This is a genomic window from Streptomyces sulphureus DSM 40104 (assembly GCF_000381025.1).
Classification (GTDB): Bacteria; Actinomycetota; Actinomycetes; order Streptomycetales; family Streptomycetaceae; genus Streptomyces; species Streptomyces sulphureus.
The window spans coordinates 43,393-66,175 of record NZ_KB905830.1 but is presented as its reverse complement, the minus strand read 5'-3'; the positions used below and the strand labels follow the sequence as shown (position 1 = coordinate 66,175).

General features: G+C 73.2%; 21 protein-coding genes. 7 read left to right on the top strand and 14 right to left on the bottom strand.

Features of this window, described 5'->3' with window-relative positions:
- The 5 genes from F603_RS0130240 to F603_RS0130220 all read right to left on the bottom strand — a co-directional run bounded on the left by F603_RS0130240 (window position 1) and on the right by F603_RS0130220 (window position 5,516).
- Window positions 1-579, bottom strand: coding sequence for a DUF1349 domain-containing protein (locus F603_RS0130240; protein WP_019549667.1), 579 nt, complete (start codon window positions 577-579; stop codon window positions 1-3).
- Between the two features lie 400 nt (window positions 580-979).
- Complete coding sequence (locus F603_RS36150) at window positions 980-1,177, bottom strand: hypothetical protein (RefSeq protein ID WP_245600947.1); 198 nt, start codon at window positions 1,175-1,177, stop codon at window positions 980-982.
- A gap of 69 nt (window positions 1,178-1,246) precedes the next feature.
- Entirely contained in the window at window positions 1,247-1,408 is a 162-nt protein-coding gene (locus F603_RS36145) for a hypothetical protein (protein WP_019549665.1), read from the bottom strand.
- 340 nt (window positions 1,409-1,748) lie between these two features.
- The gene (locus F603_RS33220) at window positions 1,749-1,937 is read right to left on the bottom strand and encodes a hypothetical protein (RefSeq protein ID WP_019549664.1); all 189 of its coding nucleotides are present in this window, start codon (window positions 1,935-1,937) and stop codon (window positions 1,749-1,751) included.
- A 165-nt stretch (window positions 1,938-2,102) separates the two neighbouring features.
- Window positions 2,103-5,516 (bottom strand): S41 family peptidase, encoded by a 3,414-nt coding sequence (locus tag F603_RS0130220; protein WP_019549663.1) that lies wholly within the window; start codon window positions 5,514-5,516, stop codon window positions 2,103-2,105.
- Between the two features lie 226 nt (window positions 5,517-5,742).
- On the opposite strand from F603_RS0130220, the gene F603_RS0130215 reads away from it, so the two are divergent.
- On the top strand, window positions 5,743-8,046 hold the full coding sequence (locus tag F603_RS0130215; RefSeq protein ID WP_019549662.1) for an MMPL family transporter: 2,304 nt from the start codon (window positions 5,743-5,745) through the stop codon (window positions 8,044-8,046).
- Window positions 8,047-8,098: 52 nt separating this feature from the next.
- Here F603_RS0130215 and F603_RS0130210 read toward each other — a convergent pair whose 3' ends face one another.
- The gene (locus F603_RS0130210; protein WP_016908995.1) at window positions 8,099-8,521 is read right to left on the bottom strand and encodes an SsgA family sporulation/cell division regulator; all 423 of its coding nucleotides are present in this window, start codon (window positions 8,519-8,521) and stop codon (window positions 8,099-8,101) included.
- A 601-nt stretch (window positions 8,522-9,122) separates the two neighbouring features.
- Between F603_RS0130210 and F603_RS0130205 the strand changes: the two genes are divergently transcribed.
- The 4 genes from F603_RS0130205 to F603_RS0130190 all read left to right on the top strand — a co-directional run bounded on the left by F603_RS0130205 (window position 9,123) and on the right by F603_RS0130190 (window position 13,052).
- Window positions 9,123-10,172 carry an energy-coupling factor ABC transporter permease gene (locus tag F603_RS0130205; protein WP_019549661.1) on the top strand — a complete coding sequence of 350 codons (1,050 nt, stop codon included), beginning with the start codon at window positions 9,123-9,125 and terminating at the stop codon, window positions 10,170-10,172.
- Between the two features lie 3 nt (window positions 10,173-10,175).
- Window positions 10,176-10,931, top strand: a complete 756-nt coding sequence (gene cbiQ, locus F603_RS0130200; protein ID WP_019549660.1) for a cobalt ECF transporter T component CbiQ — start codon at window positions 10,176-10,178, stop codon at window positions 10,929-10,931.
- Window positions 10,919-11,731 carry an energy-coupling factor ABC transporter ATP-binding protein gene (locus F603_RS0130195; protein ID WP_078503793.1) on the top strand — a complete coding sequence of 271 codons (813 nt, stop codon included), beginning with the start codon at window positions 10,919-10,921 and terminating at the stop codon, window positions 11,729-11,731. Before cbiQ ends, F603_RS0130195 begins: the two co-directional genes overlap by 13 nt.
- 139 nt (window positions 11,732-11,870) lie before the next feature.
- Window positions 11,871-13,052 carry a serine hydrolase domain-containing protein gene (locus F603_RS0130190; protein ID WP_019549658.1) on the top strand — a complete coding sequence of 394 codons (1,182 nt, stop codon included), beginning with the start codon at window positions 11,871-11,873 and terminating at the stop codon, window positions 13,050-13,052.
- Window positions 13,053-13,065: 13 nt separating this feature from the next.
- On the opposite strand, the gene F603_RS0130185 is transcribed toward F603_RS0130190, so the two are convergent.
- The 6 genes from F603_RS0130185 to rsmI all read right to left on the bottom strand — a co-directional run bounded on the left by F603_RS0130185 (window position 13,066) and on the right by rsmI (window position 19,068).
- Window positions 13,066-13,974, bottom strand: coding sequence for a 4-(cytidine 5'-diphospho)-2-C-methyl-D-erythritol kinase (locus F603_RS0130185; protein WP_019549657.1), 909 nt, complete (start codon window positions 13,972-13,974; stop codon window positions 13,066-13,068).
- Window positions 13,971-14,876, bottom strand: coding sequence for a 16S rRNA (adenine(1518)-N(6)/adenine(1519)-N(6))-dimethyltransferase RsmA (gene rsmA, locus F603_RS0130180; RefSeq protein WP_016908989.1), 906 nt, complete (start codon window positions 14,874-14,876; stop codon window positions 13,971-13,973). Before rsmA ends, F603_RS0130185 begins: the two co-directional genes overlap by 4 nt.
- On the bottom strand, window positions 14,873-16,366 hold the full coding sequence (locus tag F603_RS0130175; RefSeq protein WP_019549656.1) for a resuscitation-promoting factor: 1,494 nt from the start codon (window positions 16,364-16,366) through the stop codon (window positions 14,873-14,875). Before F603_RS0130175 ends, rsmA begins: the two co-directional genes overlap by 4 nt.
- A 130-nt stretch (window positions 16,367-16,496) precedes the next feature.
- Window positions 16,497-17,360: a TatD family hydrolase gene (locus F603_RS0130170; RefSeq protein WP_019549655.1), complete on the bottom strand. Its 864-nt coding sequence runs from the start codon at window positions 17,358-17,360 to the stop codon at window positions 16,497-16,499.
- Window positions 17,361-17,652: 292 nt separating this feature from the next.
- A complete protein-coding gene (locus tag F603_RS0130165; protein ID WP_019549654.1) occupies window positions 17,653-17,943 on the bottom strand; it encodes a hypothetical protein in 291 nt (96 codons plus the stop codon).
- A 276-nt stretch (window positions 17,944-18,219) separates the two neighbouring features.
- Complete coding sequence (rsmI, locus tag F603_RS0130160) at window positions 18,220-19,068, bottom strand: 16S rRNA (cytidine(1402)-2'-O)-methyltransferase (protein ID WP_019549653.1); 849 nt, start codon at window positions 19,066-19,068, stop codon at window positions 18,220-18,222.
- A 115-nt stretch (window positions 19,069-19,183) separates the two neighbouring features.
- On the opposite strand from rsmI, the gene F603_RS0130155 reads away from it, so the two are divergent.
- Window positions 19,184-20,920 carry a dolichyl-phosphate-mannose--protein mannosyltransferase gene (locus F603_RS0130155; protein WP_019549652.1) on the top strand — a complete coding sequence of 579 codons (1,737 nt, stop codon included), beginning with the start codon at window positions 19,184-19,186 and terminating at the stop codon, window positions 20,918-20,920.
- Between the two features lie 63 nt (window positions 20,921-20,983).
- Here the strand turns inward: F603_RS0130155 and F603_RS0130150 are convergent, their stop codons facing one another.
- Complete coding sequence (locus F603_RS0130150; RefSeq protein ID WP_019549651.1) at window positions 20,984-21,313, bottom strand: branched-chain amino acid transporter permease; 330 nt, start codon at window positions 21,311-21,313, stop codon at window positions 20,984-20,986.
- Window positions 21,306-21,950 (bottom strand): AzlC family ABC transporter permease, encoded by a 645-nt coding sequence (locus F603_RS0130145; protein WP_019549650.1) that lies wholly within the window; start codon window positions 21,948-21,950, stop codon window positions 21,306-21,308. The genes F603_RS0130150 and F603_RS0130145 overlap by 8 nt, the downstream gene beginning before the upstream one ends.
- Before the next feature lie 207 nt (window positions 21,951-22,157).
- Here F603_RS0130145 and F603_RS0130140 point away from each other — a divergent pair, with 207 nt between their 5' ends.
- Window positions 22,158-22,574 (top strand): Lrp/AsnC family transcriptional regulator, encoded by a 417-nt coding sequence (locus F603_RS0130140; RefSeq protein WP_019549649.1) that lies wholly within the window; start codon window positions 22,158-22,160, stop codon window positions 22,572-22,574.
- Window positions 22,575-22,783 lie beyond the last annotated feature (209 nt).

The following is a 22,783-nucleotide window of genomic DNA, read 5'->3' as shown; positions in this document are numbered from 1 at the left end:
TCAGGGCGACCGGAAGCGCACCCCGCTGAACTCGGCGGCGAACCCCGCACCCGTCGGCGAGGCGACCATGGGACCTGTGCGGCACTCGGGCTCGGGCGGGAAGTACGCCTGCCGGAGCAGGGTGCGGGGTTCGCCGCCGGCGAGTCCGAAGCGGATCTCGACGGTGGGGCCCTCGCGGGCGAGCGCGATCGTCAACGGGCCGCTGTTCTCCCGGAGTCGGGAGAGCGGAACGGCGCTGCGGTCGGAGGAGACCCGGGTGACGACGGCGCCGAGCTGCTCCACCCCGTCGACGTACTCGATGCCGGCCTTCACCCAGTGGTGCGCACCGCACCACAGCAGCAACCCCGCCTGGTCGTACTGCTCGCGGTAGGCACCTGTGACGACGGCGCGTATCCCGAACCGCAGCGGTGCGGGACGCAGCAGGGCGTGCCCCGTCGTGCGTTGCCCGCGGCCGGAAGGGAAGTCGGTGCCCGGATCGGCGACGACGCGGACGCGGTCGGCGGTGACGGACGCTTCACGGGGCGGGTTGAGCCACGCCCAGTCGTCGTACCCGAAGCACGCGAGAGTCTGCTGGGACATGGTCGGCCTCCCGGGTCCGGCTGGCGGGGTCCGACGGGCTCCGCTGCCGTCACCGTACGCCCGCGGGTGCGGCCGAGCAGCCGTACGTTCAGGGGGACTTGGCCGGACGCGCGGCGTCGGCCTGTGAGAGGGTGCGCGCGCACCGGGGCTGCGGCTCGGTCACCGCGGCCCCGGTGCGTTTTCGGGCGGGGTGGGGCGCACGACTCTCGGAACGGAAACCGTAGGAATAGTCGGTTGGAGAGCCGAGAGGTCGGAAGTGCCCGCCCGCATCGGGCGTTCTCCGGGCCTGACCGGGTGTCCCGGCAAGAGATCGTAAACGGGTGCTCACAGAGGAAGCCTATGGTTGGAGCAACCAGCCGCGGAGTGCATCCTCTTGGAGCGGTCGCTGAGGAGCGCCGAGTCAGTGCGGAATGCCGTCGATGACGTCGCGGGCGTCTTGCCGCAGCGGCTCGGCGCAGACGCGGAAGCCCAGGGTGCCGGCCTCGTTGAAGGTATCGCCCCAGATGTGCGCGCGTGTGAACTTGCTCCCGTCGCGGGAGAACACCGTTGCGCTGAGGCTGAGTTGGCCGTCGGGTTCGGTGGTGCAGTGTCCGGCGATCGGGGAGTTGCAGTGTCCGCGCAGGCCGTGGACGTTCCGCGGTCACCTCCGTCCGGGTTCCGGGGTGGTTCAGTCGTTCCAGCAGTCGCGTGCTTCCTCGGGTGGTGCGATCTCGGGTCCTGCACAGAGGAACGCGAGGCGGGCACGGCGGCCGGGGCGAGTGGCTTGCCGCCACTCGACGGCGAACAGGCCGAGTTCACGTATGTCGGTGTCGAACCCTGACTCCGGCATTCTCGACGGACGGCATCGAGTGGTGACTCGTGGTGTTCAACGATCCCGCCGGAGAGGTGCCATCTGCCTACCCCTTGAGCGATGCCGACACCATGCGCGAACAGTACGACGCTCTCAGCGAGTCGGCCGCCAGGGGAAACGACGCATGTTCGATGCCATGGCGGCTCCTCCTGCCCCCGCTTACGGCCGTCTGCCCAGGCGCTGCCGCAAGCCGGTGGAGCACACCGCAACGCCGGGACCAAACGGCCCCGGCGCGGGTCCCGTCTGCCGACTGCGGTCGGGCGAAGGGACGTTGACCGGTCGGTGACGGGTGTGTGCGGGTGACGGGCCCGAGGGGGCGTCACTCGTCGTTGCTGCCGCGCATCTTCTTCTCGCCCTTGCCGGACTCGTGGCTCTTCGTTTCGCGGGAGCCCTGTTCCTTGGCCTCCTGGCCGGTGTCCTTGGCGCGGTCCCCTCCCTCGTTCATCTTGTCCTTCGCCTTCTTCTGCATTTCCTCGGCCTTGCCCTTGAACTGGTCTGCGATGCCCATCGTCACTCCTCGACGCTGACGGCGTGGGGTGGCCCCTTCGGCAGGGGGCACGGGCTGCTCTGGCCCACATGTGCGTTATGTCCGTAACCCACCTTTTTCAGCGTGGCACGGACCACACCAACGCGCCAATTTGCGCTGTGTGTTCGCTCCTGCACGGTGTGTCCGTCACGTGCGGGGCGGCAGCGGCGGCCTGCTCCGGTCCGGTACGTCGCGGTAGTCGGGAGGTACGGCGGCGGGGTGCCGCTCCAGCAGCTCAAGGGCCGTCTGCACGGCGGCCTCCAGCTCCGACGGGCGGCCCTCGGCCCAGTCGACGGGTGTGCGGACCACCTCGATGTCGGGATCGACACCGTGGTTCTCGACCGACCACCCGTACCCCTCGAACCACGCCGCGTTCATCGGCACCGTGATCACCGTGCCGTCGCCGAGCCGGTGCCGCCCGGTGATCCCGACGACGCCGCCCCACGTCCGCGCGCCGACCACGGGTCCGAGTCCGAGCAGCCGGAACGCCGCCGTGATCATGTCGCCGTCCGAGGACGTCGCCTCGTCCGCGAGGGCGACGAGCGGGCCGCGCGGGGCGTTCGTCGTGTACGAGACCGGCTGCGCGTTGCGCGTCAGGTCCCAGCCGAGCACCGAGCGCGTCAGCTTCTCCAGCACCAACTCGCTGATGTTGCCGCCGGCGTTGCCCCGCACGTCGATGAGGAGTGCGGGCCGCGAGATCTCCATCCGCAGGTCCCGGTTGAACTGCGCCCAGCCCGAACCGCCGAGGTCGGGGATGTGCAGGTAGCCGCACTTGCCGCCGCTGAGCGCCCGCACCTTCTCACGCCGCCGGGCGATCCAGTCCTGGTAGCGCAACTGCCGCTCGTCGATGAGGGGGACGACGGCGACGCGGTGCAGCCGCGGTTCCCCGCCGTCCGGGTCGTCCTGCGCACAGGTGAGTTCGACGGTGGTGCCGCCGGCCGCAGCGAGGAGCGGCGCGGGTCCGGCCACCGGATCGACCTTCCGCGCGTCGACGGCGACGATCGACTCCCCCTCGCGCACGGCCGTCCCCGCGAGCGGTGAACGCGCCCGGGAGTCCGAGGAGTTGCCCGGCAGGATGCGCTCGATCCGCCAGCGGCCCTCCACCGTGCGCACGGCGTCGACGCCGAGGAAGCCGAGCGGGCGACGGTAGTGCGGCGGCCCCTCGCTGCGGCGCGAGGCCGCCACGGAGGCGTGCGAGGTGCCGAGCTCGCCGAGGACCTCGCGGAGGAGGTCGGCGAACTCGTCGGGGGTGGCGATACGTTCGACGAGCGGGCGGTACTGCGCGAGCACCGCGTCCCAGTCGACGCCGCTCATCCCCGGGTCCCAGAAGTACGCGCGGATCAACCGGCCTGCCTCCGCGTACGACTGCCGCCACTCCGCGGCCGGGTCGACGTCGTGGAGGATGCGCCGCAGGTCGATGCGGGTCGTCGAGTCGGCGTCCGCGCTCTCGTCCGCGGGGACGGCGCGCAGCTCCCCCTCGTCGCTCACCACGAGGCGGGTGCCGTCGCCGCTCACCTCGAACCAGTCGACGTCGCCCGTGAGTTCGGTGCGGCGCGCGGTGGCGAGGTCGAAGTGCTCGAGCGTGGGGCGCCCCGAGGTGTCGGCCGGGTTGGCGAAAGTCTCGCCGAGCGCCCCCGAGATCGGATACCGCAGCCACACCAGCCCTCCGCCGGCGACGGGATGGAGCCCCGCGTACTTCGACGCCGTCACGGGGAACGGCGTCACCCTGCTCTCCAGCCCCTCCGCCTCGACGAGCACGGTCGGCGTCCCCTCGGCGGCGTCGGGACCGCCGAGCTCCTGCGGGTCGAGGCCGCCCGCGGCGGGGCGGCCCTGCGGGGTGAGCGCGAAGGGGGAGAGCGTCGCGGAGGAGAGAGGGACGAGGTAGGGGCGGCAGCCGAGGGGGAAGGAGAGGTCGCCCGTGTGCACGTCGTAGACGGGGTCGAAGCCGCGCCAGGAGAGGAAGGCGAGGTAGCGGCCGTCGCGCGTGAAGACCGGCTGCTCGTCCTCGAACCTGCCGTCCGTGAGGTCGAGTACGGTCCGTGCGCTCTTGCGCGCGCCGTCCTCTCCGGCCGCCAGGCACGCCAGCTTGATCTGGCTGAGGGAGCGTCCGATGCCGGGGTGCGCCCAGGCGAGCCAGCGGGAGTCGGGGGAGAAGGCGAGGTCGCCCAAAGGCCCGTTGAGCGACCTGATGAGCTCGGAGACGCTGCCGCTGCCGTCCTCGTCGCGTACGTCGACGAGGAGGAGCCGCCCGTCGTGCGAGGCGACGGCGACGGTCCCGCCGTCGGGCGAGGCGCTCAACTCCCGTACGCGCCCGAGCCGTCCGGCCGCCAGCCGGCGCGGTACGCGCGGCCGGGAGGCGCGCGGGAGGTCGGCGATCTCCAGCGCGTCCTCGCCCTCCGCGTCGGTGACGTAGACGACCCGGCCGGTGTCGCCGAGCACCGCGGGCAGCCGGACGCGGACGCCGCGGGTGTCGGCGAGCGCGCGCGCCGGGCCGTCGCGGTGGGTGAGCCAGTACAGGCTGCCGCGCACGCACACGGCGCTTGCGCGGCCCGTGGTGTCGACGGTGAGCGAGTCGAGGTTCGCAGACGCCGGTACCTGGTGGGGGCGGCGTCCCGTCCGCGGGCCGCCCAGGCGGAGTTCGAGGCGGTGGGGGCTGCCCGAGGGTGAGAAGTCGTCGACGAGCCAGAGCTCTCCCGCGCACTGGTAGACGACGCGGGTGCCGTCGGTGGCGGCGTTCCTGGCGTAGAAGTCGTCGTGGTCGGTGTGGCGGCGGAGGTCCGTGCCGTCCTCGCGGCAACTGTAGAGGTTGGCGATCCCCTCGTGGTCGGAGAGGAAGGCCACCCGCGTCTCGTCGCCCGGCGGCGTGACGAACATCGCCGAGTCGAGGTGGCCGACGAGGTCGGCGAGGAGTTGCCTGCCCTGGAGCCACAGCCGTCCCGTCGCACCGCCGCGGTAGCGCTTCCACTCGGCGGGCTCGTGCGGCGGCTTCCCCGTGAGCAGCAGCGTCCGCCGCTCCGTGTCCGCCCCCGTGACGGCGATCTCCGCGACGGGGCCCCACGGCAGGCGCAGTCCCGGGTGGGAGTCGGCCGCCGGTTGGTCGGGGTCGGAGATGGGGACGCGGTAGGCCCAGGCGTGGTACGAGAACGGTTCTCCGTGCGAGGCGACGGCGAGGACGTCCCCCTCGGGGGTCCAGCCGCAGACGCGGGTGTCGACGGCGCCCCAGTACGTCAGCCGGCGCGCGGGTCCGCCGGCGACGGGGACGAGGTGGACCTCCGGGTCGAGGCTCCGCCAGGAGACGAAGGCGAGCGTCGAGCCGTCGGGCGAGAACCGCGGGTGGCTCAGCCGGGTGCGGTCGCTGGTGAGCCGCCAGGCGCGCTCGGTGCGGTGCGATCCGGGCGGCAGGTGCGCGACCCAGAGGTCGTCCTCCGTGGTGCAGCAGAGGAGTTCGCCGCTGAGGTGGGGGTGGCGCAGGTAGGCGTCCGGTACGGGGGGCGGTGGTTCGGCTGCGCCGTGCCCGTCGGGCGGCGCACCGGGCGGGCGCGGGTCTGTCACCTCTCCCATGGTCCGGGCGTTCGCTCGCCCGGCAAGTCGTGAAGTGGTGTACGTCACGGCGAGGCGGCTCAACCCCGTTTCTGGGAGGCGGCGTCTTTTGGCATGGACTGCCATGGGCAGGCGCTCGCGCCGGCTCGTGGCGTCCGATGCCCGCGCCGTACCCAGATGGTGAGCGCACCCGGCCCGCGCAGCCGTCGACCCGTCGCCCGACCACGAGAGACCGGAGAACCAGACCGTGGCCACCTTCCTCTACCGGCTGGGCCGCCTCGCCTTCCGGCGCCGCCGCAGCTTCGCCCTCATCTGGGTCGCGCTGCTCGCCGCCGTGGGCATAGCGGCCTCGTCCGCGTCCAGCCCGCCCGACGACGACTTCGCGCTCCCCGGTACGGAGGCGCAGCAAGCCTTCGACGTGATGGAGGAGCGGTTCCCCGACGCCAACGCGGAGGGCGCGACCGCGCGCATGGTCTTCCGCGCCCCCGACGGCGAGAAGATCACCGCGACCGACCACCGCGCCGCCGTCCGCGAGGTCGTTGGCGAACTCGGCGGCGAGGACCAGGCCGCCATGGCCTCCGACCCGTATGCGCAGGGCGGTGCCGGCGTCAGCAAGGACGGCACGACCGCGTACTCCTCGGTGACGTACAAGGTCGGCGCCATGGACATCACCGAGGGGACCAGGGAGTCGATCGAGTCCGCGGCCCAGCAGGGCAGGGACGCGGGGCTCGAGGTCGAGACCGGTGGTGACGCGCTCTTCGCCGAGCCCGACATGGGCAACGGCGAGATCTTCGGCATCATCGTCGCCGCGATCGTCCTGATCCTCACCTTCGGTTCGCTGATCGCGGCCGGGCTGCCGCTGGTGACCGCGCTCATCGGCGTGGGCATCGGCGTCTCCGGCATCGCCGCGCTCGGCGCCACGCTCGGACTCTCGGCGACGACGAGCACCCTCGCGATGATGATCGGCCTCGCTGTCGGCATCGACTACGCGCTCTTCATCGCCTCCCGGTACCGCGCCGAACTCGCCGAGGGCCGCGAGCGCGAGGACGCCGCCGGGCGGGCCGTGGGAACCGCGGGTTCGGCCGTGGTCTTCGCCGGGCTCACGGTGGTGATCGCACTCGTCGGCCTCTCCGTCGTCAACATCCCGATGCTCACGAAGATGGGCCTCGCGGCGGCCGCGACGGTGGTCATCGCCGTCCTCGTCGCGATCACGCTGGTGCCCGCGGCGCTCGGGATGGTCGGCAAGCGGATCTTCGGACGCAAGATCCGCGCCGCCAACCCCGAGACGGGCGCCCCCGCGCCGGACCCCGAGGGCAAGCCCAACGGGGGCACGCGCTGGGCCGCGCTCGTCCGCCGCCGTCCGTGGGCGGTACTGGTGACGGCCGTCCTCGGCCTCGGAGTCCTCGCCGTGCCCGTCGGGAGCATGGAGCTCGGTCTGCCGGACGAGGGCAACCAGCCGACCGACACCACCCAGCGCAAGGCGTACGACATGCTCTCCGAGGGCTTCGGCCCCGGGTTCAACGGCCCGCTCCTCCTCGTCGTCGACACCAGGGACAGCGAGGACGCGCAGGGCGCGGCGAAGCAGGTGGGCGAGGAGCTCTCCAAGGTCGACGGGGTCGTCACGGTCGCCCCGCCGATGTTCAACAAGGCCGGTGACACGGCGACGATCAGCGCCGTCCCCGCCTCGGGCCCGAGCGACACGCAGACCGAGGAGGTCGTCCACGACATCCGCGACCGTGCGGGGGACATCGAGGAGAACACCGGCGCCAAGGTGCTCGTCTCCGGCGCGACGGCCGTGGCGATCGACTTCTCGCAGGTGATGAACGACGCGCTGGCGCCGTACCTCGCGCTCGTGGTCGGGCTCGCCTTCGTGCTGCTGATGCTCGTCTTCCGGTCGGTCCTCGTGCCGCTCAAGGCCGCGCTCGGCTTCCTGCTCTCGGTGCTCGCCGCGCTCGGCACCGTCGTCGCCGTCTTCCAGTGGGGCTGGCTCGCCGACCTGGTGGGCGTCGAGCAGACGGGGCCGATCATGAGCGTGATGCCGATCATCATGGTCGGCGTGATCTTCGGTCTCGCGATGGACTACGAGGTCTTCCTCGTGACGCGGATGCGCGAGGCGTACGTGCACGGCGAGAGCCCGGGCGAGGCGATCACCTCCGGATTCAAGCTCGGTGCCCGTGTGGTCACCGCGGCGGCCGTCATCATGATCAGCGTCTTCGCCGGGTTCATCGGGGCCTCGGAAGCCATGATCAAGATGATGGGCTTCGGGCTCGCCGTCGCGATCCTGCTCGACGCGTTCGTCGTCCGCATGGCGCTGGTGCCGGCGGTGCTCACGCTCCTCGGCCACCGCGCCTGGTGGCTGCCGCGCTGGCTCGACCGCATCCTGCCCAACGTCGACGTCGAGGGGGAGAAGCTCAACAAGGCGCTCACCGACGGCGGCGGAGGCAGCGGCCCCGAGGGCCCCGAAGGCCCGCAGGGCGGCTCCGGACCGTCCGACGGAGGCCCGGGCGACGACGTCCCCGACAGGCGCACTCCGGAACCCACCGGCGTCTGACACATCCGGCCCGGGCCCCCGCGGGCCCGGGCCGGCTCGTGCGGGCGGTGGCTCACACCTCCCGCAGGAGCTCGGCGAGCCCGGCGTCGAGATCGATCCCGCGCTGTTCCTCGCCGCGGGGGACGAGGGCGTAGGTGGTGTCGAGGAAGCGGCGGAGGTCCGTGCTGCCGAACCGTACGACGGCGGCACCCTCGGGCGTGTGGAGTTCGACGACGGTGCGGTGCACCTGCCACGGCCACACGTGCACGTCGCCGTCGCCCGACGGGTGGCACAGCCCCTCCTCCAGCAGCTCGCGGGAGAAGGCCCAGCAGACCTCACCGCCGTCGAGCGCGATGTGCGGCGGGAAGACGAGGCGCACGGCGAAGGGGTCGGCGCTGTCGTAGCGCAGGGCAGCGGTGAGGCTGCGGGTCGCCGGAGGTTCGGCGATCAGCCGGGCCCGTACGGTGTGTTCGACGACTCGGGATGCGGGTGACATCTGTTCCTCCTTACGGGCACCGGTACCGGTCGGTGCAGGCGCCCTACGCCCCTGCGTCGGTGTGCGCGGGGGCCCGCTGAGAGGGACGCCGCACGAACCCCGGCAGTCTCCTGGAACCGCCGTGACCTCTGCCACACCCTCGCCCGCGGCTGCCCGGCCGCGGGCGACGGCAGCGGTGTGCGCCGGTTCCGCCACGGCGCCGAGGCGTCCGGGGGCACCGGCCAACCGCGTTGCGGGTCAAGCCTGTTCGCCCCGTTTCCGTCAGGGCTCGCTGACGGTCCTCGGCGGTCCGCCGCATAACCCCGTTGCACACCACCGCACCCCACTGTGCCCGTGTTACGGCTCCCCGTCGATGGCGCCGCGCGGCTCGTCGGTGGCGTCCGGTCGGCGCGGCGGGCGCACGCTCCAAGGCGGCGGAGCCGACGCCCAGTTGGGGTGCGCGGGGAGTGCGCCCTCCCGGCGCGCGGGGAATCACGCACTTCCGGCGCTCTTGCGAAGAGTTTGCAACTGGCTATTCTCCACAAGTGTGCGCCGTCCGGGGCTTCCGGCCCAACTCGGCGGTGCAGCAGCCCAGTCGAGCACCACAGAGTGGAGGGCAGCCGTGCACGTCCCCGACGGTTTCATCGACGCACCCGTCTCCCTGGCCGCCGGGGCTGTCGCCGCGGCGGCCGTCGCCGTGTCGCTCCGCGGCGCCCGCCGCGAGCTCGGGCACGGCCGGCAGCAGGCACCGGGGGCCGACCGGACGGCACCGCTCGCCGGCCTCGTCGCCGCGTTCCTCTTCGCCGTCCAGATGCTCAACTTCCCCGTGGCGGCGGGCACCAGCGGCCACCTGCTCGGCGGTGCGCTCGCCGCGGTGCTCGTCGGGCCGTACACCGGCGTGCTCTGCGTCACCGTGGTCCTTCTCCTCCAGGCGTTCCTCTTCGCCGACGGCGGGCTCACCGCGCTCGGCGTCAACATCCTCACGATGGCGGTCGTCACCGTCGTCGTCGCGTACGCCGTCTTCCACCTCCTCCAGCGGGTGCTGCCGCGCGGCCGCGCTTCGGTCACCGGCGGCGCCTTCGCCGCCGCGCTGGTCTCGGTGCCGGCCGCCGCCGTCGCCTTCACCGGCATCTACGCGCTCGGCGGTACCGCCGACGTCCCCCTCGGCAGAGTCTTCGCCGCCATGACGGGCGTGCACGTGCTCATCGGCCTCGGCGAGGCCGCCATCACCGCCGCCACCGTCGGCGCCGTCCTCGCCGTGCGCCCCGACCTCGTCCACGCGGCGCAGCGGCTCGACTCCCCGCTGGAGCTGCGCACTTCACCCGCACCGGACGAAGCCGCCGCGCCCCGCAAGCCCGTCCGCCGCCTGTGGGCCGCGGGGCTGCTCCTCGCGCTCGTCCTCGGCGGCGGGGTGAGCTTCTACGCCTCGGCCGAGCCGGACGGTCTGGAGAAGGTCGCAGCCGACAACGGCATCGACGCGCAGGAGAAGGCGCACGCCACCGAAGGCTCGCCGCTCGCCGACTACGCGGTCACCGGCATCGCCGGCGCCCGCCTCTCGGGCGGCCTCGCGGGGGTCGTCGGCGTCGGTGCGACCCTCGCCGTCGGCACCGGCGCCTTTCTTGCCGTACGCCGCAGCAGGGCGGCGGGCCGCGCGGCCGACGAGCGGAGCTGACCGATGGGCGCGGCCCCCGCCGACACCCTCTACCTCCCGGTCGGTTCGCCGGTGCACCGGCTGCCGCCCCAGTGCAAGATCGCGGCCGTCTGCTGCTTCGTGGTGCTCGTCGTCGCCACCCCGCGGGAGGCGTTCCCCGCCTTCGCGGCGTACGCGCTGCTCCTCGCCTGCGTCGCCGCCGCCGGACGCGTCCGGCCCGGGCACGTGCTCAAGCGGATGCTGATCGAGGTGCCGTTCGTCGCCTTCGCTGTGCTGCTGCCCTTCGTCGCCGAGGGGCCGCGCACCGACATGCTCGGCCTCTCCGTCGAGGGGCTGTGGGGCGCCTGGAACATCCTCGCCAAGGGCACGCTCGGCGTCGCGGCCTCCGTGCTCCTCGCCTCCACCACGCAACTGCGCTCCCTGCTGCGGGGCTTGGAGCGCCTCCGCCTGCCGCCGCTGCTCGTGCAGATCGCCTCCTTCATGCTCAGGTACGCGGACGTCCTCGCTGGCGAGCTCCACCGCATGCGGCTCGCCCGCCTCTCCCGCGGCTTCGACGCGCGCGGCCCCCGCCACTGGGGCGTGCTCGCGAAGACCGCGGGCGCCCTCTTCATCCGCTGCTACGAGCGGGGCGAGCGCGTCCACCTCGCCATGCTCAGCCGCGGATGGACCGGCACGATGCCGCGCTCCGAAGAGGAGGCCGCCACCCGCGCCGAGTGGGCGACCGCGGCCTGCCTCCCGCTCCTCGCACTCCTCGTCTGCCTCGGAGGATGGACACTGTGACCGACCCACCGCCCGACCGCGAGATCTCCCTGGAAGTCTCCGGCCTGGCCTACGCCTACCCCGACGGCCACCAGGCGCTCTTCGGCGTCGACCTCACCGTCGAGCGGGGCAGCCGCGTCGCGCTGCTCGGCCCGAACGGCGCAGGCAAGACCACCCTCGTCCACCACCTCAACGGGCTGCTCGCGCCGGGCGCGGGGACGGTCAGCGTCGCCGGGCTGCCCGTCACGGGGGAGCACCTCAAGGAGGTGCGGCGCCGCGTCGGCCTCGTCTTCCAGGACCCGGACGACCAGCTCTTCATGCCCACGGTCCGCGAGGACGTCGCCTTCGGCCCGTCCTGCGCCGGGCTGCGAGGGGAGGAGCTGGCATCCCGTGTGGCGAAGGCGCTTCGCCAAGTCGGCATGGAGGCGCACGCCGACCGCGCGCCGCACCACCTCTCCTTCGGGCAGCGTCGCCGGGTCGCGGTCGCCACCGTCCTCGCGAGCCACCCGGAGATCCTCGTCCTCGACGAGCCCTCCTCCAACCTCGACCCCGCGGCGCGGAGCGAACTCGCCGCGATCCTCCGCACGTTGCGCGTACCCGACGCGGACGGCCGCGCCCGGCGGCCCACGGTGCTGATGGTCACCCACGACCTGCCCTACGCACTGGAGCTCTGCCCGCGTTCGGTGGTCCTCAGCGGCGGGGTTATCGTGGCCGACGGCGGTACCCAGGACCTGCTCGGCGACGCGGAGCTGATGCGTGCGCACCGGCTGGAGCTTCCCTTCGGCTTCGACCCCCGCTCCGTGACCGCGCCCGCCGGCTGAGCCGCCACCCGTGCGCCGCGCTCGGCACCGTGCGGGAAGAGACGAAGGGGCCCGGCGGTTGAGCACGGCGAGGCCGACGGTTCTGGCGCCGCCGGCGAGAGCACGGGACGCAAGAAAACTGGGCAGGAGCGTAGGAAGCGTGGCAGGGGCAGACGTCCGAGGCACGGTGGCGGAGGGGTACGAGCCGGTACGCGACGCGTTCGTACGCAACTTCACCGAGCGCGGGGAGACGGGCGCCGCCGTCGCCGTCCACCGCGACGGGCGTCCCGTCGTCGACCTGTGGGCCGGCACCACCGATCCCGAGCACCCGGACACGGCGCCCGAGTGGGCCGAGGACACCGTCGTCATGCTGCGCTCCGCGACCAAGGGCCTCACCGCTGCCGTGCCCCACCTGCTCCACCAGCGCGGCCAACTGGACCTCGACGCACCCGTGGGCCACTACTGGCCCGAGTTCAAGGCCGCAGGCAAGGAACGCGTCCTCGTGCGGCACCTCCTCTCCCACCGGGCGGGCCTCCCCGCGCTCGACACCCCGCTCACCCCCGAGCAGGCGAGCGACGGCACGACCGCGCCCGCGGCACTCGCCCGGCAGACCCCCGCATGGCAGCCGGGCACCGCCCACGGCTACCACCCGCACACCTACGGCTGGCTCCTCGCCGAGGTGATCAGGCGCGCCACCGGGCGCACCGCGGCGCGGTTCCTCGCGCGCGAGATTGCCGAACCGCTCGGCCTCGACCTGTGGTTGGGCCTCCCCGACGCCGCCCGCCACCGCGCCGCCCGCCTCGCGCCGGTCCCCGCGCCCGAGTCGGCTCGGGGCGGCGGCCTGAGGATTCGCCCCAAGCGCTCCCTCGCCGAGGCGTACGGCGATCCGGAGTCGCTCACCAACCGCGCGTTCTCCGCCATCACGCCGCCGCCCGACGAGAACGCACCGGAGTACCGCGCCGCGGGCCACCCGGCGGCCGGCGGCTTCGGCACCGCCCGCTCCCTCGCCCGCTTCTACTCCGCGCTCCTCGGCCGACTCCCCGACGCGCCACGGCTCTTCACCCCCGCGACGCTCACCCAGGCGCGCTCCCAGGAGTCGTACGGACCCGACCGCGTCCTCGTCGTCACCACCCGCTTCGGCCTCGGCTACATGCTCCACGGGCCCGCGAGCCCCATGCTCTCGGCGGGCTCCTTCGGCCACCCGGGGCGCGGCGGCTCGCTCGCCTTCGCCGACCCGGAGTCCGGCACGGCCTTCGCCTACACCACCAACGGCATGCGCAAGTCCGTCACCAGCGACCCGCGTGCGCAGGCGCTGGTGCGTGCGGTGCGCGAGTGCCCGTGACGGGCCCCGTCCCTCAGACGACGACCGCGCCCGGCACGGGGCCTGCCGCGACCCGCGCCGTGAGGCAACTGCCCGACGCGGCAAGGGACTTCGCGACGTGCGCGGCCGACTCGGCGTCCCGCGCGAGGAACGCGCAGGTCGGCCCCGAGCCGGAGACGAGCCCGGCGAGGGCGCCCGCGCCGGTCCCGACGTCGAGCGTCTCGGCGAGCGAAGGGCGGAGCGAGAGGGCGGCCGGCTGGAGGTCGTTGACGAGTTCGGGCGCGAGCTCGACCGGGTCGCCGGAGTGGAGCCCGGCGAGGAGCGCGGCAGGCGCCTCCGGCTCCGCGACCTCCGACTGCCCGGCCGCCTCCCGCAGTCGATCGCACTCGCGGTAGACGTCGGGCGTGGAGAGGCCGCCGTCGGCGACGGCGAAGACCCAGTGCAGCTCGCCCCCGACGGGCAGCGGCGTCAGCAGCTCGCCCCTGCCGCGCCCCAGGGCCGCGCCGCCGACGAGGCTGAACGGCACGTCCGAGCCCAACTCGGCGCAGATTTCGAGAAGTTCGTCCTGCGAGGCGTTGGTCCCCCACAGCGTGTCGCACGCCACCAGCGCACCCGCGGCGTCCGCGCTCCCGCCGGCCATGCCGCCCGCCACGGGGATGTCCTTGGCGAGGTGGAGTCGGACGGCGGGGTCGCGTCCGTGCGCCTCCGCGAGGAGGCGTGCGGCGCGCGCCGCCAGGTTCCGCTCGTCGAGCGGGACCAGTTCGGCGCCCTGCCCCGACGCGGTGAGCTCCAGCGAGTCGGCCGGCGTCGCCGAGACCGCGTCGTAGAGCCCGACGGCGAGGAAGACGTTGGCGAGCGGATGGAAGCCGTCCGCGCGCGGAGCCCCCACCGACAAGCCGACGTTGACCTTCGCCGGAACCCGAACCGTCACCGTGCGCTTCACGCGGCGCCCTCCTCGGCAGCCTTCTTGCCTGCCGCCGCGACGGCGGCGAACTCCTCGACCGTCAGCGACTCGCCCCGCGCCGTCGGCGCCACCCCGGCGGCGTCGAGCACCCGCTCCGCCGCGGCGCCCGAGCCGGCCCACCCGGCGAGCGCGGCCCGGAGCGTCTTGCGCCGCTGCGCGAACGCCGCGTCCACGACCGCGAAGACGTCGTCCCGTGCGACATCGACGGCGGGCGGGCTGCGGCGCTCCAGCGCGACGAGCCCCGAGTCGACGTTGGGCGCAGGCCAGAAGACGCTCCGGCCGATCGCCCCCGCGCGCCTCACGTCGCAATACCACGCGGCCTTCACCGACGGCACCCCGTACGTACGGGAGCCGGGCGCGGCCGCGAGCCGTTCTGCGACCTCGGCCTGCACCATCACGAGGCCGCTCCGCAGGCTAGGGAACCGCGCGAGCAGGTGGAGCAGGACGGGAACCGCCACGTTGTAGGGGAGGTTGGCGACGAGCGCCGTCGGCTCGGGGCCCGGGAGGGAGGTGACGCGGAGCGCGTCCTCCCGGACGATCCGGAACCCGTCGGCGAGGTGCGGCACCCGCGCCTCGACGGTCGACGGGAGCGCGGCGGCGAGGACCTCGTCGATCTCCACGGCGGTGACCGCCCGCGCCGACTCCAGCAGCCCCAGCGTCAACGAGCCGAGCCCCGGGCCGACTTCGAGCACCGTGTCGTCGCCCGAGACCCCCGCGGTGCGCACGATACGGCGGACCGTGTTGGCGTCGATGACGAAGTTCTGACCGCGCTGCTTCGTCGGGCGCACCCCGAGAGCGGCGGCGAGTTCGCGGACGTCGGCGGGGCCGAGCAGCGAACCGCCCGCCGTCTCGGGTGCGGAGGTGCCGGGGGAGTCGCTCACCTGGACAGCTTACGGCCGCAGACCGGCCAGGGGTTCGCCCCCCGTGACGCGTAGAGCTTCTTCGCGCGCGCGGTCTGCTCGGCGGCCGACGCGTCCTGCGGGCGCCCGCTGCCCCCGACGCTGTGCCAGGTGCGGGTGTCGAACTGGTACAGGCCGCCGTAATTGCCGGACGCGTCAACGGCGTTGGGGTTGCCGCTCGACTCGCAGTGCGCCAGCGCGTCCCAGTTCTGGCCGCCACCGCCGCCACCGCCACTCGGCGCCCCCGTGCTCCGCTTCTTGCCGCCGGACGCGGCGGCGCGGGGCGCGGGCGAGGCGACCGGACGCGGCTCCCGCGTCCCCACGCGCACAAGGCGCTTGCGTGCCTTGCGCACCACCTCGCTGCCGAGCTTCCGCTCCTCCCTCGGCTCACCGTCGACGATCCGCTGCTCGTAGGTGACCCGGCGTACCCCCGAGCGGCCCGAGCGCTCGACGACCTCCCGGCCGCGCAGCAGCGAGGAGTCCTCGCGCCGCACGGTGCGGAACGGAATGCGCTCCTCCCGGGCGCGCTCGACGACGCGGTCCCTCGTCACCTCGATCACTTCGCCGTCGCCGGGGAAGGCGCGCGGCGAGGTGGAGAGCCGGTCCTGCTGCTTCAGCGTGAGACCCGCCTCCTTCAGCGCCTCCCGGACGGTCCGCGAGGTGGTCCGCACGACGTGGTCCTCGCCGTCGGCGCGGAAGGTGACCCGGCGGGCCGTCCACACGTCGAGCGCCATGCCCTGCCGTGCGATCCGCGCGCTCCGTGAGGCGGAGACGTCGGCGCCCTCGGCCCGCACGCCGAGTTGGCCGAGCGCCGCGCTGACGGTCTCGGCCGTCGTCCACACGCGGCGCTGCCGCCCGTCGAGGGTGAGCTGCATCGGCCGGCCGTAGCGCACCGCCACCTCGTCGCCGTCGGAGAGCTTCTGGTGCCGGGAGGGCGCGACGATGTCGTGGCTGCCGATGCGCAGGCCCTCCTCGTCGAGGAGCTCCTCGACGTCGGAGGCGAAGGTGTGGAGCGTCCGCGGCTCCCCGTCGACGGTGAGCGTCACGTCCTTGTCGTGGACGAGCAGCGTGCCCGCACCGCCGGCGAGGCAGGCGAGCGCGAGCGCCTGCGGCAGCCAGCGCCGCAGGGCCAACGTGGGGAAGCGCGACGGGCGTCGGCCGGGGGGCTCGTCCGTCTCGGTGCCGGGCGTGGAGGACGGGGCCGGGTCCTGCGTCGTCCGCGGGGTGGGCATGGGGATGTCGGTGTCGCCGGGCGGGGGCTGCTCGCCGTCGGCGGGGGCCGGTCGCTGCGAGAGCTGCCGCAGCGCGGAGAGCGTGCGCGCGGCACGCGAGCGTCTCCGTCCGCGGCCGTCCGGAGACGGCTCGGCCCCGGGTTGCCGTGGCAGCTCCGGGGCTCGGGGGGTTGCGGTGGGCGAGGTCGCGTCGCCGCGATCGTCGCTGGGGACTCGATGGTTCTCATGCGGCTGGCTCACGCGACCACTCCAAGCGCTCGGCGGCTCGACTGCGCCGGGAACGTAATGGAGCGGGGAGCGCTTGCCCAAGCGACGCAAGTCCGTGGTGTCGCGGCGGTTCCGCCGTCCGGCCGTGCGGTGCGGGAGGGGCTCAGTAGCCGAAGGCGCGCGCCGTGTTGGCTCCGACGTGCGCCGCGAGCGTCTCGGCCGCCATTCCCTTCGTCTCGGCCATCGCCCGCAACGTGACCGGAACGAGATACGGCGCGTTCGGCCGTCCGCGGTACGGGCTCGGGGTGAGGAAGGGGGCGTCCGTCTCCACGAGCACCAGCTCGGGCGGGGCCGCGGCGAGGGCCTCGCGGAGCCCGTGTGCGTTCTTGAAGGTGACGTTGCCGGCGAACGACATGAACCAGCCGTGGGAGGCGCAGATGTCCGCCAGGGCGGCGTCCCCGGAGAAGCAGTGGAAGACCGTCCGCGCGGGGGCGCCCTCCTCGCGGAGGATGCGGACGACGTCGTCGTGCGCGTCCCTGTCGTGGATGACGAGCGCGCGGTCGAGCCGCTTCGCCATGGCGATGTGCTCGCGGAACGAGTACTGCTGCGCCGCGACGCCCTCCTCGCCGGTGCGGAAGTAGTCGAGCCCCGTCTCCCCGACGGCGAGTACCTGGGGGAGCGCAGCGAGCTTCTCGATCTCCGCGAGCGCGGCGTCGAGTTCGGCGGGGGAGCCGGCCGGCCCCTCGGCGCCGGCGCTGCCGTGGAGGCGCGGCGCCTCGTTGGGGTGGAGCGCGACGGCGGCCCACACGTCGGGCCACTCGGCGGCGGTCCGTGCCGACCACCGGGAGCGTTCCACATCGCACCCGACCTGGATCAGCGTGCGCACCCCCACCTCGGCGGCGGCCCGCACCGACTCGGCCACCTCGGGCTGCTGCATGTCGAGGTGCGTGTGCGAGTCGGCCACCGGGGTGCCGAGCGGTTCGGGGAGCGGGGGCGCGGGCTGCTCCGACCTCGGGGTCTTCGACATACCAGCGAGGATAGGACGTCGCCCGGCGGCCCTCGGGGCGAGGGGGCGCCGGCAACCCGGGCTCGATTGCTCGGCGGAAAGGCGGAGTTCCGGGGTTTCCTCCCGTGCTTTCTCCGTGAGCGTCTCTTCATGCGCCTTGGTATTCCGCCGGGTTGGAGAGCCGCTGCGGTGCGCGTGAATTCCGGCGAGGCCGCCGATTCCGTGAAACGGCAAAGGAGTTGGCTGGGAATTGCCGCGGTCGCTCGGGCGGCGGGGAGGGCGGGCGCCACCCGAGGTCGGTTGCTCGGCGCCGTCAGCGGTGCAGGTGGCTCGCTGCGCCGGAGACGCGTCCGGAGCGCATGATGCGCACCAGGTGCCCGTCGCAGTTGTCGCACGTGGGCCGCGTGAGCGGGGACGGCACCCGCACACCGTTCGTGTAGTAGACGACGTACGGGGTGCCGTCCGCGTGCGCGTAGTGGTGGATCTCGTACTCCTGCTCCCAGCCGTGGCCGCACCTCATACAGGCGAAGGAGTACGCCTCGTGCCCGTCCTCACGCGCCGGGGACCGCCCTGCTTCACCCTTGTTGCCGTACACGCCATCCATGTTCGGCTCCTCTCTGCGCAATGCGCTCTCCGGCCAGTGGACGCCTGGCGGACGCGCAACGCAGTGCGGGTACGCAGTCGTTGGCGGAGATTTTGTTCCGCCGTGTACGGGAAGGCGGCATCCGGGTGCGCCCGTTTACCGTCGCAGGGCCGCTCTTTACCGGAAAGCGTCCACCCGCCTTCCGCACGGCCGTCCCGGGGCGCGACGCCGCGTGGGTCACGCCCCTCTTTCCGCGGTCGTCCTACGCTGTCGCCTCCCGCACGAGCCGGCGTGCGCTCACTCCTCGGCGTGCTTGCTCGCCACCACCGCGTCGAAGACCGCCCGCTTCGGCACCCCTGCGGCCTTCGCCACCGCGCCGATCGCCTCCTTGCGGCGCTCGCCCGCCGCCTCCCGCGCCGCGACGCGGCGGACCAGCTCCGCCGCGTCGAGGTCGCCCGGGTCCGGCGGCGCCGCGCCCCCGACCACGACCGTGATCTCCCCGCGCACCCCCTCGGCCGCCCACGCCGCCAACTCCCGCAGCGGGCCCCGCCGTACCTCCTCGTACGTCTTGGTCAGCTCGCGGCAGACGGCGGCCTGCCGTTCCCCTCCGAAGACCTCGACCATCGCGTCGAGGGTCGCGTCGAGCCGGTGCGGCGCCTCGAAGTAGACGAGCGTGCGGCGCTCTTCCGCCGCCTCCCGCAGCCGGCCGAGCCGCTCCCCGCGCTTGCGGGGGAGGAACCCCTCGAAGCAGAACCGGTCGACCGGCAGCCCGGAGACGGCGAGCGCCGTGAGCACGGCCGAGGGCCCAGGCACCGCCGTGACCCGCACCCCCCGCTCCACGGCAGCGGCGACGAGCCGGTACCCCGGATCGGAGACGGAAGGCATCCCCGCGTCGGTGACGACGAGGACCCGCGCCCCGCCCTCCAACTCGTCCGCCAACTCCGGTGTCCGCGCGGCCTCGTTGCCCTCGAAGTAGGAGACGAGCCGCCCGCCCGGCTGCACGTCGAGCGCCTGCGCGAGCCGCCGCAGCCGCCGGGTGTCCTCGGCGGCGACGACGTCGGCCGCCGCGAGTTCGTCGGCGAGCCGGGGCGGGGCGTCGGCCGGGTCGCCGATCGGCGCGCCGGCGAGTACGAGCGTTCCAGTCACCCGCCCATCCTCGCAGCAGCCCCGGCCGCCGACGGCGCCGGAGTGGGGCCGCTCGTGCGGCGCCGCCGACTCGTCGAAGGGGACGCACAGCGGCCCGCCGGGATGCTTCCTTACGATGGCCCGCGTGACGACCAGTGACACGGTGGCGGACGTGGACCGCGAGGAGCAGCCCGAGGACGCCCGGCCGGCCTGGACGGCGCGGTTGCGCCGCTTCGGCTACGCCCCCCGTGCACGCACCGGCGTCGTCCGCCGCCTGGTGCCGCCGTTCCCGAAACCGGACGGCGCGCTCGGCCGGGCGCTCGGTCTCCCGCCCCTCGTCGCGCTCCGTCTCGCCCGCTGGTCGGCGTGGGGCGGCCCGCTGCTCGCCGCCCTCGTCGCCGGGGTGCTGCGGTTCTGGAACCTCGGGTCGCCGCACGCGGTGATATTCGACGAGACGTACTACGCGAAGGACGCCTGGTCCCTGCTCCAGCAGGGGTACGAGGGCACCTGGCCCGACAAGGCCAACGAGCAGATCCTCGCCGACGATCAGCACATCCCGCTCTCCGACGAGGGCTCCTACGTCGTCCACCCGCCGGTGGGGAAATGGGTGATCGCGCTCGGCGAATGGGCCTTCGGGCTCAACCCGTTCGGCTGGCGGTTCATGGTCGCGCTCCTCGGCACCCTGTCGGTGCTGATGCTCTGCCGGATCGGCCGCCGGCTCTTCCGCTCCACCGCGCTCGGCTGCCTCGCCGGCGCCCTGATGGCCGTCGACGGGCTCCACTTCGTGATGAGCCGTACGGCCCTCCTCGACCTGGTGGTGATGTTCTGGGTGCTCGCGGCGTTCGGCTGCCTCCTCGTCGACCGCGACCGCAGCAGATCCCGCCTCGCCGACGGCCTCCCACGCGACGACGGCGGCACGGCGCTCCTCGACCACGGCACGGCGGCGCGTCTCCGACTCGGCCTGCGGCCCTGGCGGTTGGCGGCCGGGCTCTGCCTCGGGCTCGCCTTCGCCACCAAGTGGAACGGCCTCTACGTGCTGGCCGCCTTCGGCATCCTCACCGTCCTGTGGGACGTCGGCTCGCGGCGCACGGCGGGGGCCGCGCGTCCGTTCCGGGCGATGCTCACCAAGGACGCGCTGCCCGCGTTCGTCTCGCTGCCCGTCGTCGCGCTCGGCACCTATGTCGCGTCCTGGAGCGGATGGTTCGCCACGCGCGGCGGCTACTTCCGCGACTGGGCGGCGGAGCAGGGCGCGGGCGGTCCGTGGGCGTGGCTGCCGGGGCCGCTGCGCAGCCTGTGGCACTACGAGAACGAGGTCTACCAGTTCCACGTCAACCTGACCTCGGAGCACACCTACCAGTCCAACCCGTGGAGTTGGCTCGTCCTCGGGCGCCCCGTCTCGTACTTCTACGAGTCCCCGAAGGCGGGCAAGGACGGCTGCCCCGCCGACGCGGCCGAGGGCTGCGCCCGCGAGGTCCTCGCGCTGGGGACGCCGGTCCTGTGGTGGGCGGCGTGCCTCGCCCTCCTCTACGTCGCCTACCGCTGGCTCTTCCGGCGGGACTGGCGCGGCGGCGCGATCCTGTGCGGCGTGGTGGCGGGGTACCTGCCGTGGTTCTTCTACCAGGAGCGGACGATCTTCCTCTTCTACGCGGTGGTCTTCCTGCCCTTCCTCTGCCTGGGGTTGGCGATGGCGGCGGGTGCGCTCGCGGGGCCGCCGGGGGTGGACGATCGACGGCGTACGGCCGGGGTGGTGGCCGTCGGAGTGGTGGGTCTGCTGATCCTGTGGAACTTCGTCGCGTTCTGGCCGATCTTCACGGGCGAGGCGCTGCCGATGGAGGAGTGGCGGCACCGGATGTGGCTGAGTACGTGGATCTGAACCGGTGGTAGGCGCAACTCCCCTGGATGTCCCGGCAGTCGCGGGCGCGGGCCCTGTGGCACGTCAAGCGGCGAACACGATGCTCGTCAGGGCCACGTTGACGGCGGTGCCGGCGAAGACGCTGAGCAGCGCGTTGCGGCGCCACAGGTGCAGCCCGACGGTCACCGCGAGAGCAGCCAGGGGCGCGGCCGCGCGCAGGTGGGTGAGGGGCAGGTCGCGCAGCGTGTAGAGAGCCAGGATGACCATGACGCCGGCCGGCATCCGGGTGTTGAGGTACTGGAGTGTCCTGTTGGCTCGCAGCGGGGTCAGGGCGGTGAAGGGGAGGGCGCGCAGAGCCCACGTGACGGCAGCCGAGACGGTGGCCACGGCGAGCAGGTAGGGCGCCTCAGACATGACGGTGCCTCGTGCGTCCGGCCAGGTGGCGGGCGAGGAGCGCGGCGGTGAACAGGACGAAGGCGCCCAACAGCATCTGATCGGGGAAGACCAGACGGGCGATCAGTGCGGCGAGGAGCGCCGACAGCGGTGTCGGCAGATCCTCGCGCCGGTCCCGGACGGCGTCCAGCGCCAGCACGACCAGTAGTGCGGACATGGCGAATTCCAGCCCGGTGACGCCGGCGGGGAGCAGGGAGCCCAGCAGGGCGCCCGTGGCCGCGCCGCCGACGCAGTAGAAGTGCATGAACGCCTGGAGGGAGACGATGCGCGCGCTGGTCCAGGAGTCGGCCCGGCTGCCCGTGGTCATCGCGTACGCCTCGTCGCTCAGTGCGAACGTGCTGTAGACCTTCGCGAGGCGTCCGTGTACCCGGTGCAGGGGGAAGGAGAGCGCATAGAAGGCGTGCCGGCCGTTCACCAGCAAGGCCGTCAGGCCGACCGTCACCAGCGGGGCGCCCGTGGCGACCAGGGGCACGAGGAGGAACTCGAAGGCGCCGGTGTACAGGACGGCGGAGAACATCGGGGCCGACCACCACGGCAGTCCGGTGTGGGTGACCAGGAGGCCGAAGGCCAGGCCCATCGGCATCAGGCCCAGCCCCACGGACGCGGAGTCCTTGAGGGCGGCCAGGACCTCGGTCCGTGTGCGGGGCGGTGCGGAGGCAGACCGGGGAGGGCTGCCCGGGACAGCCGTGGGCGTTTCCATGCGGGAAACGATAGGACGAATGCCGCCTTATTTGGTTGCTGATAATGGCAGTACGATGCCTGTGTGAGTAACAGGAAGAGACTGGATGAGGTCGACCGAGAAATTTTGTTCCACCTGCGTCAGGACGGCCGGTTGAGCAACGTCGAGCTGGCCAAGCGCGTCGGTCTGACACCACCGCCCTGCCTGCGGCGTCTCAAGAGGTTGGAGGACGAAGGCGTCATCACCGGCTACCGCGCCGTCGTCGATCCCGAGGCGGAAGGTCGTGGACTGGATGTCCTGGTCGACATCGAGGTCTACTCCACCGACAAGGACAGCATCCTGAGCCTGGAAGAGGCGCTGGCTTCTTACGACGAAGTCGTCGAGTGCCGGCGGATGTTCGGCCGCCCCGAGTACGTGCTGCGCGTGGCTGTCGAAGACCACGCCGCCTACGAAGCCTTCGTCATCAACAAGCTCACCGGTCTCCCCGGCATTTTGCGCGTCGAATCCAACTTGACCATGAAGAAGGTCAAAGGCGACATCTAGAATCGGGTCTCGCCCAATCGATGGCGGGTACACGGGAGTTGCCGCCTCAATCGGTGCAATCGACCGCTGTGTGTGGGAACCGCGGGCGGTCGGCAGTACGTCTCCCGTGGGAGTGTCGGAGCGGAGCCTTTTGTGGTTCCGAACTCCGGTCCGAACCGCTGAAATCGGTGAATCCCGCTCTCCGCATCTCCCGGATACGGGGCTGATGG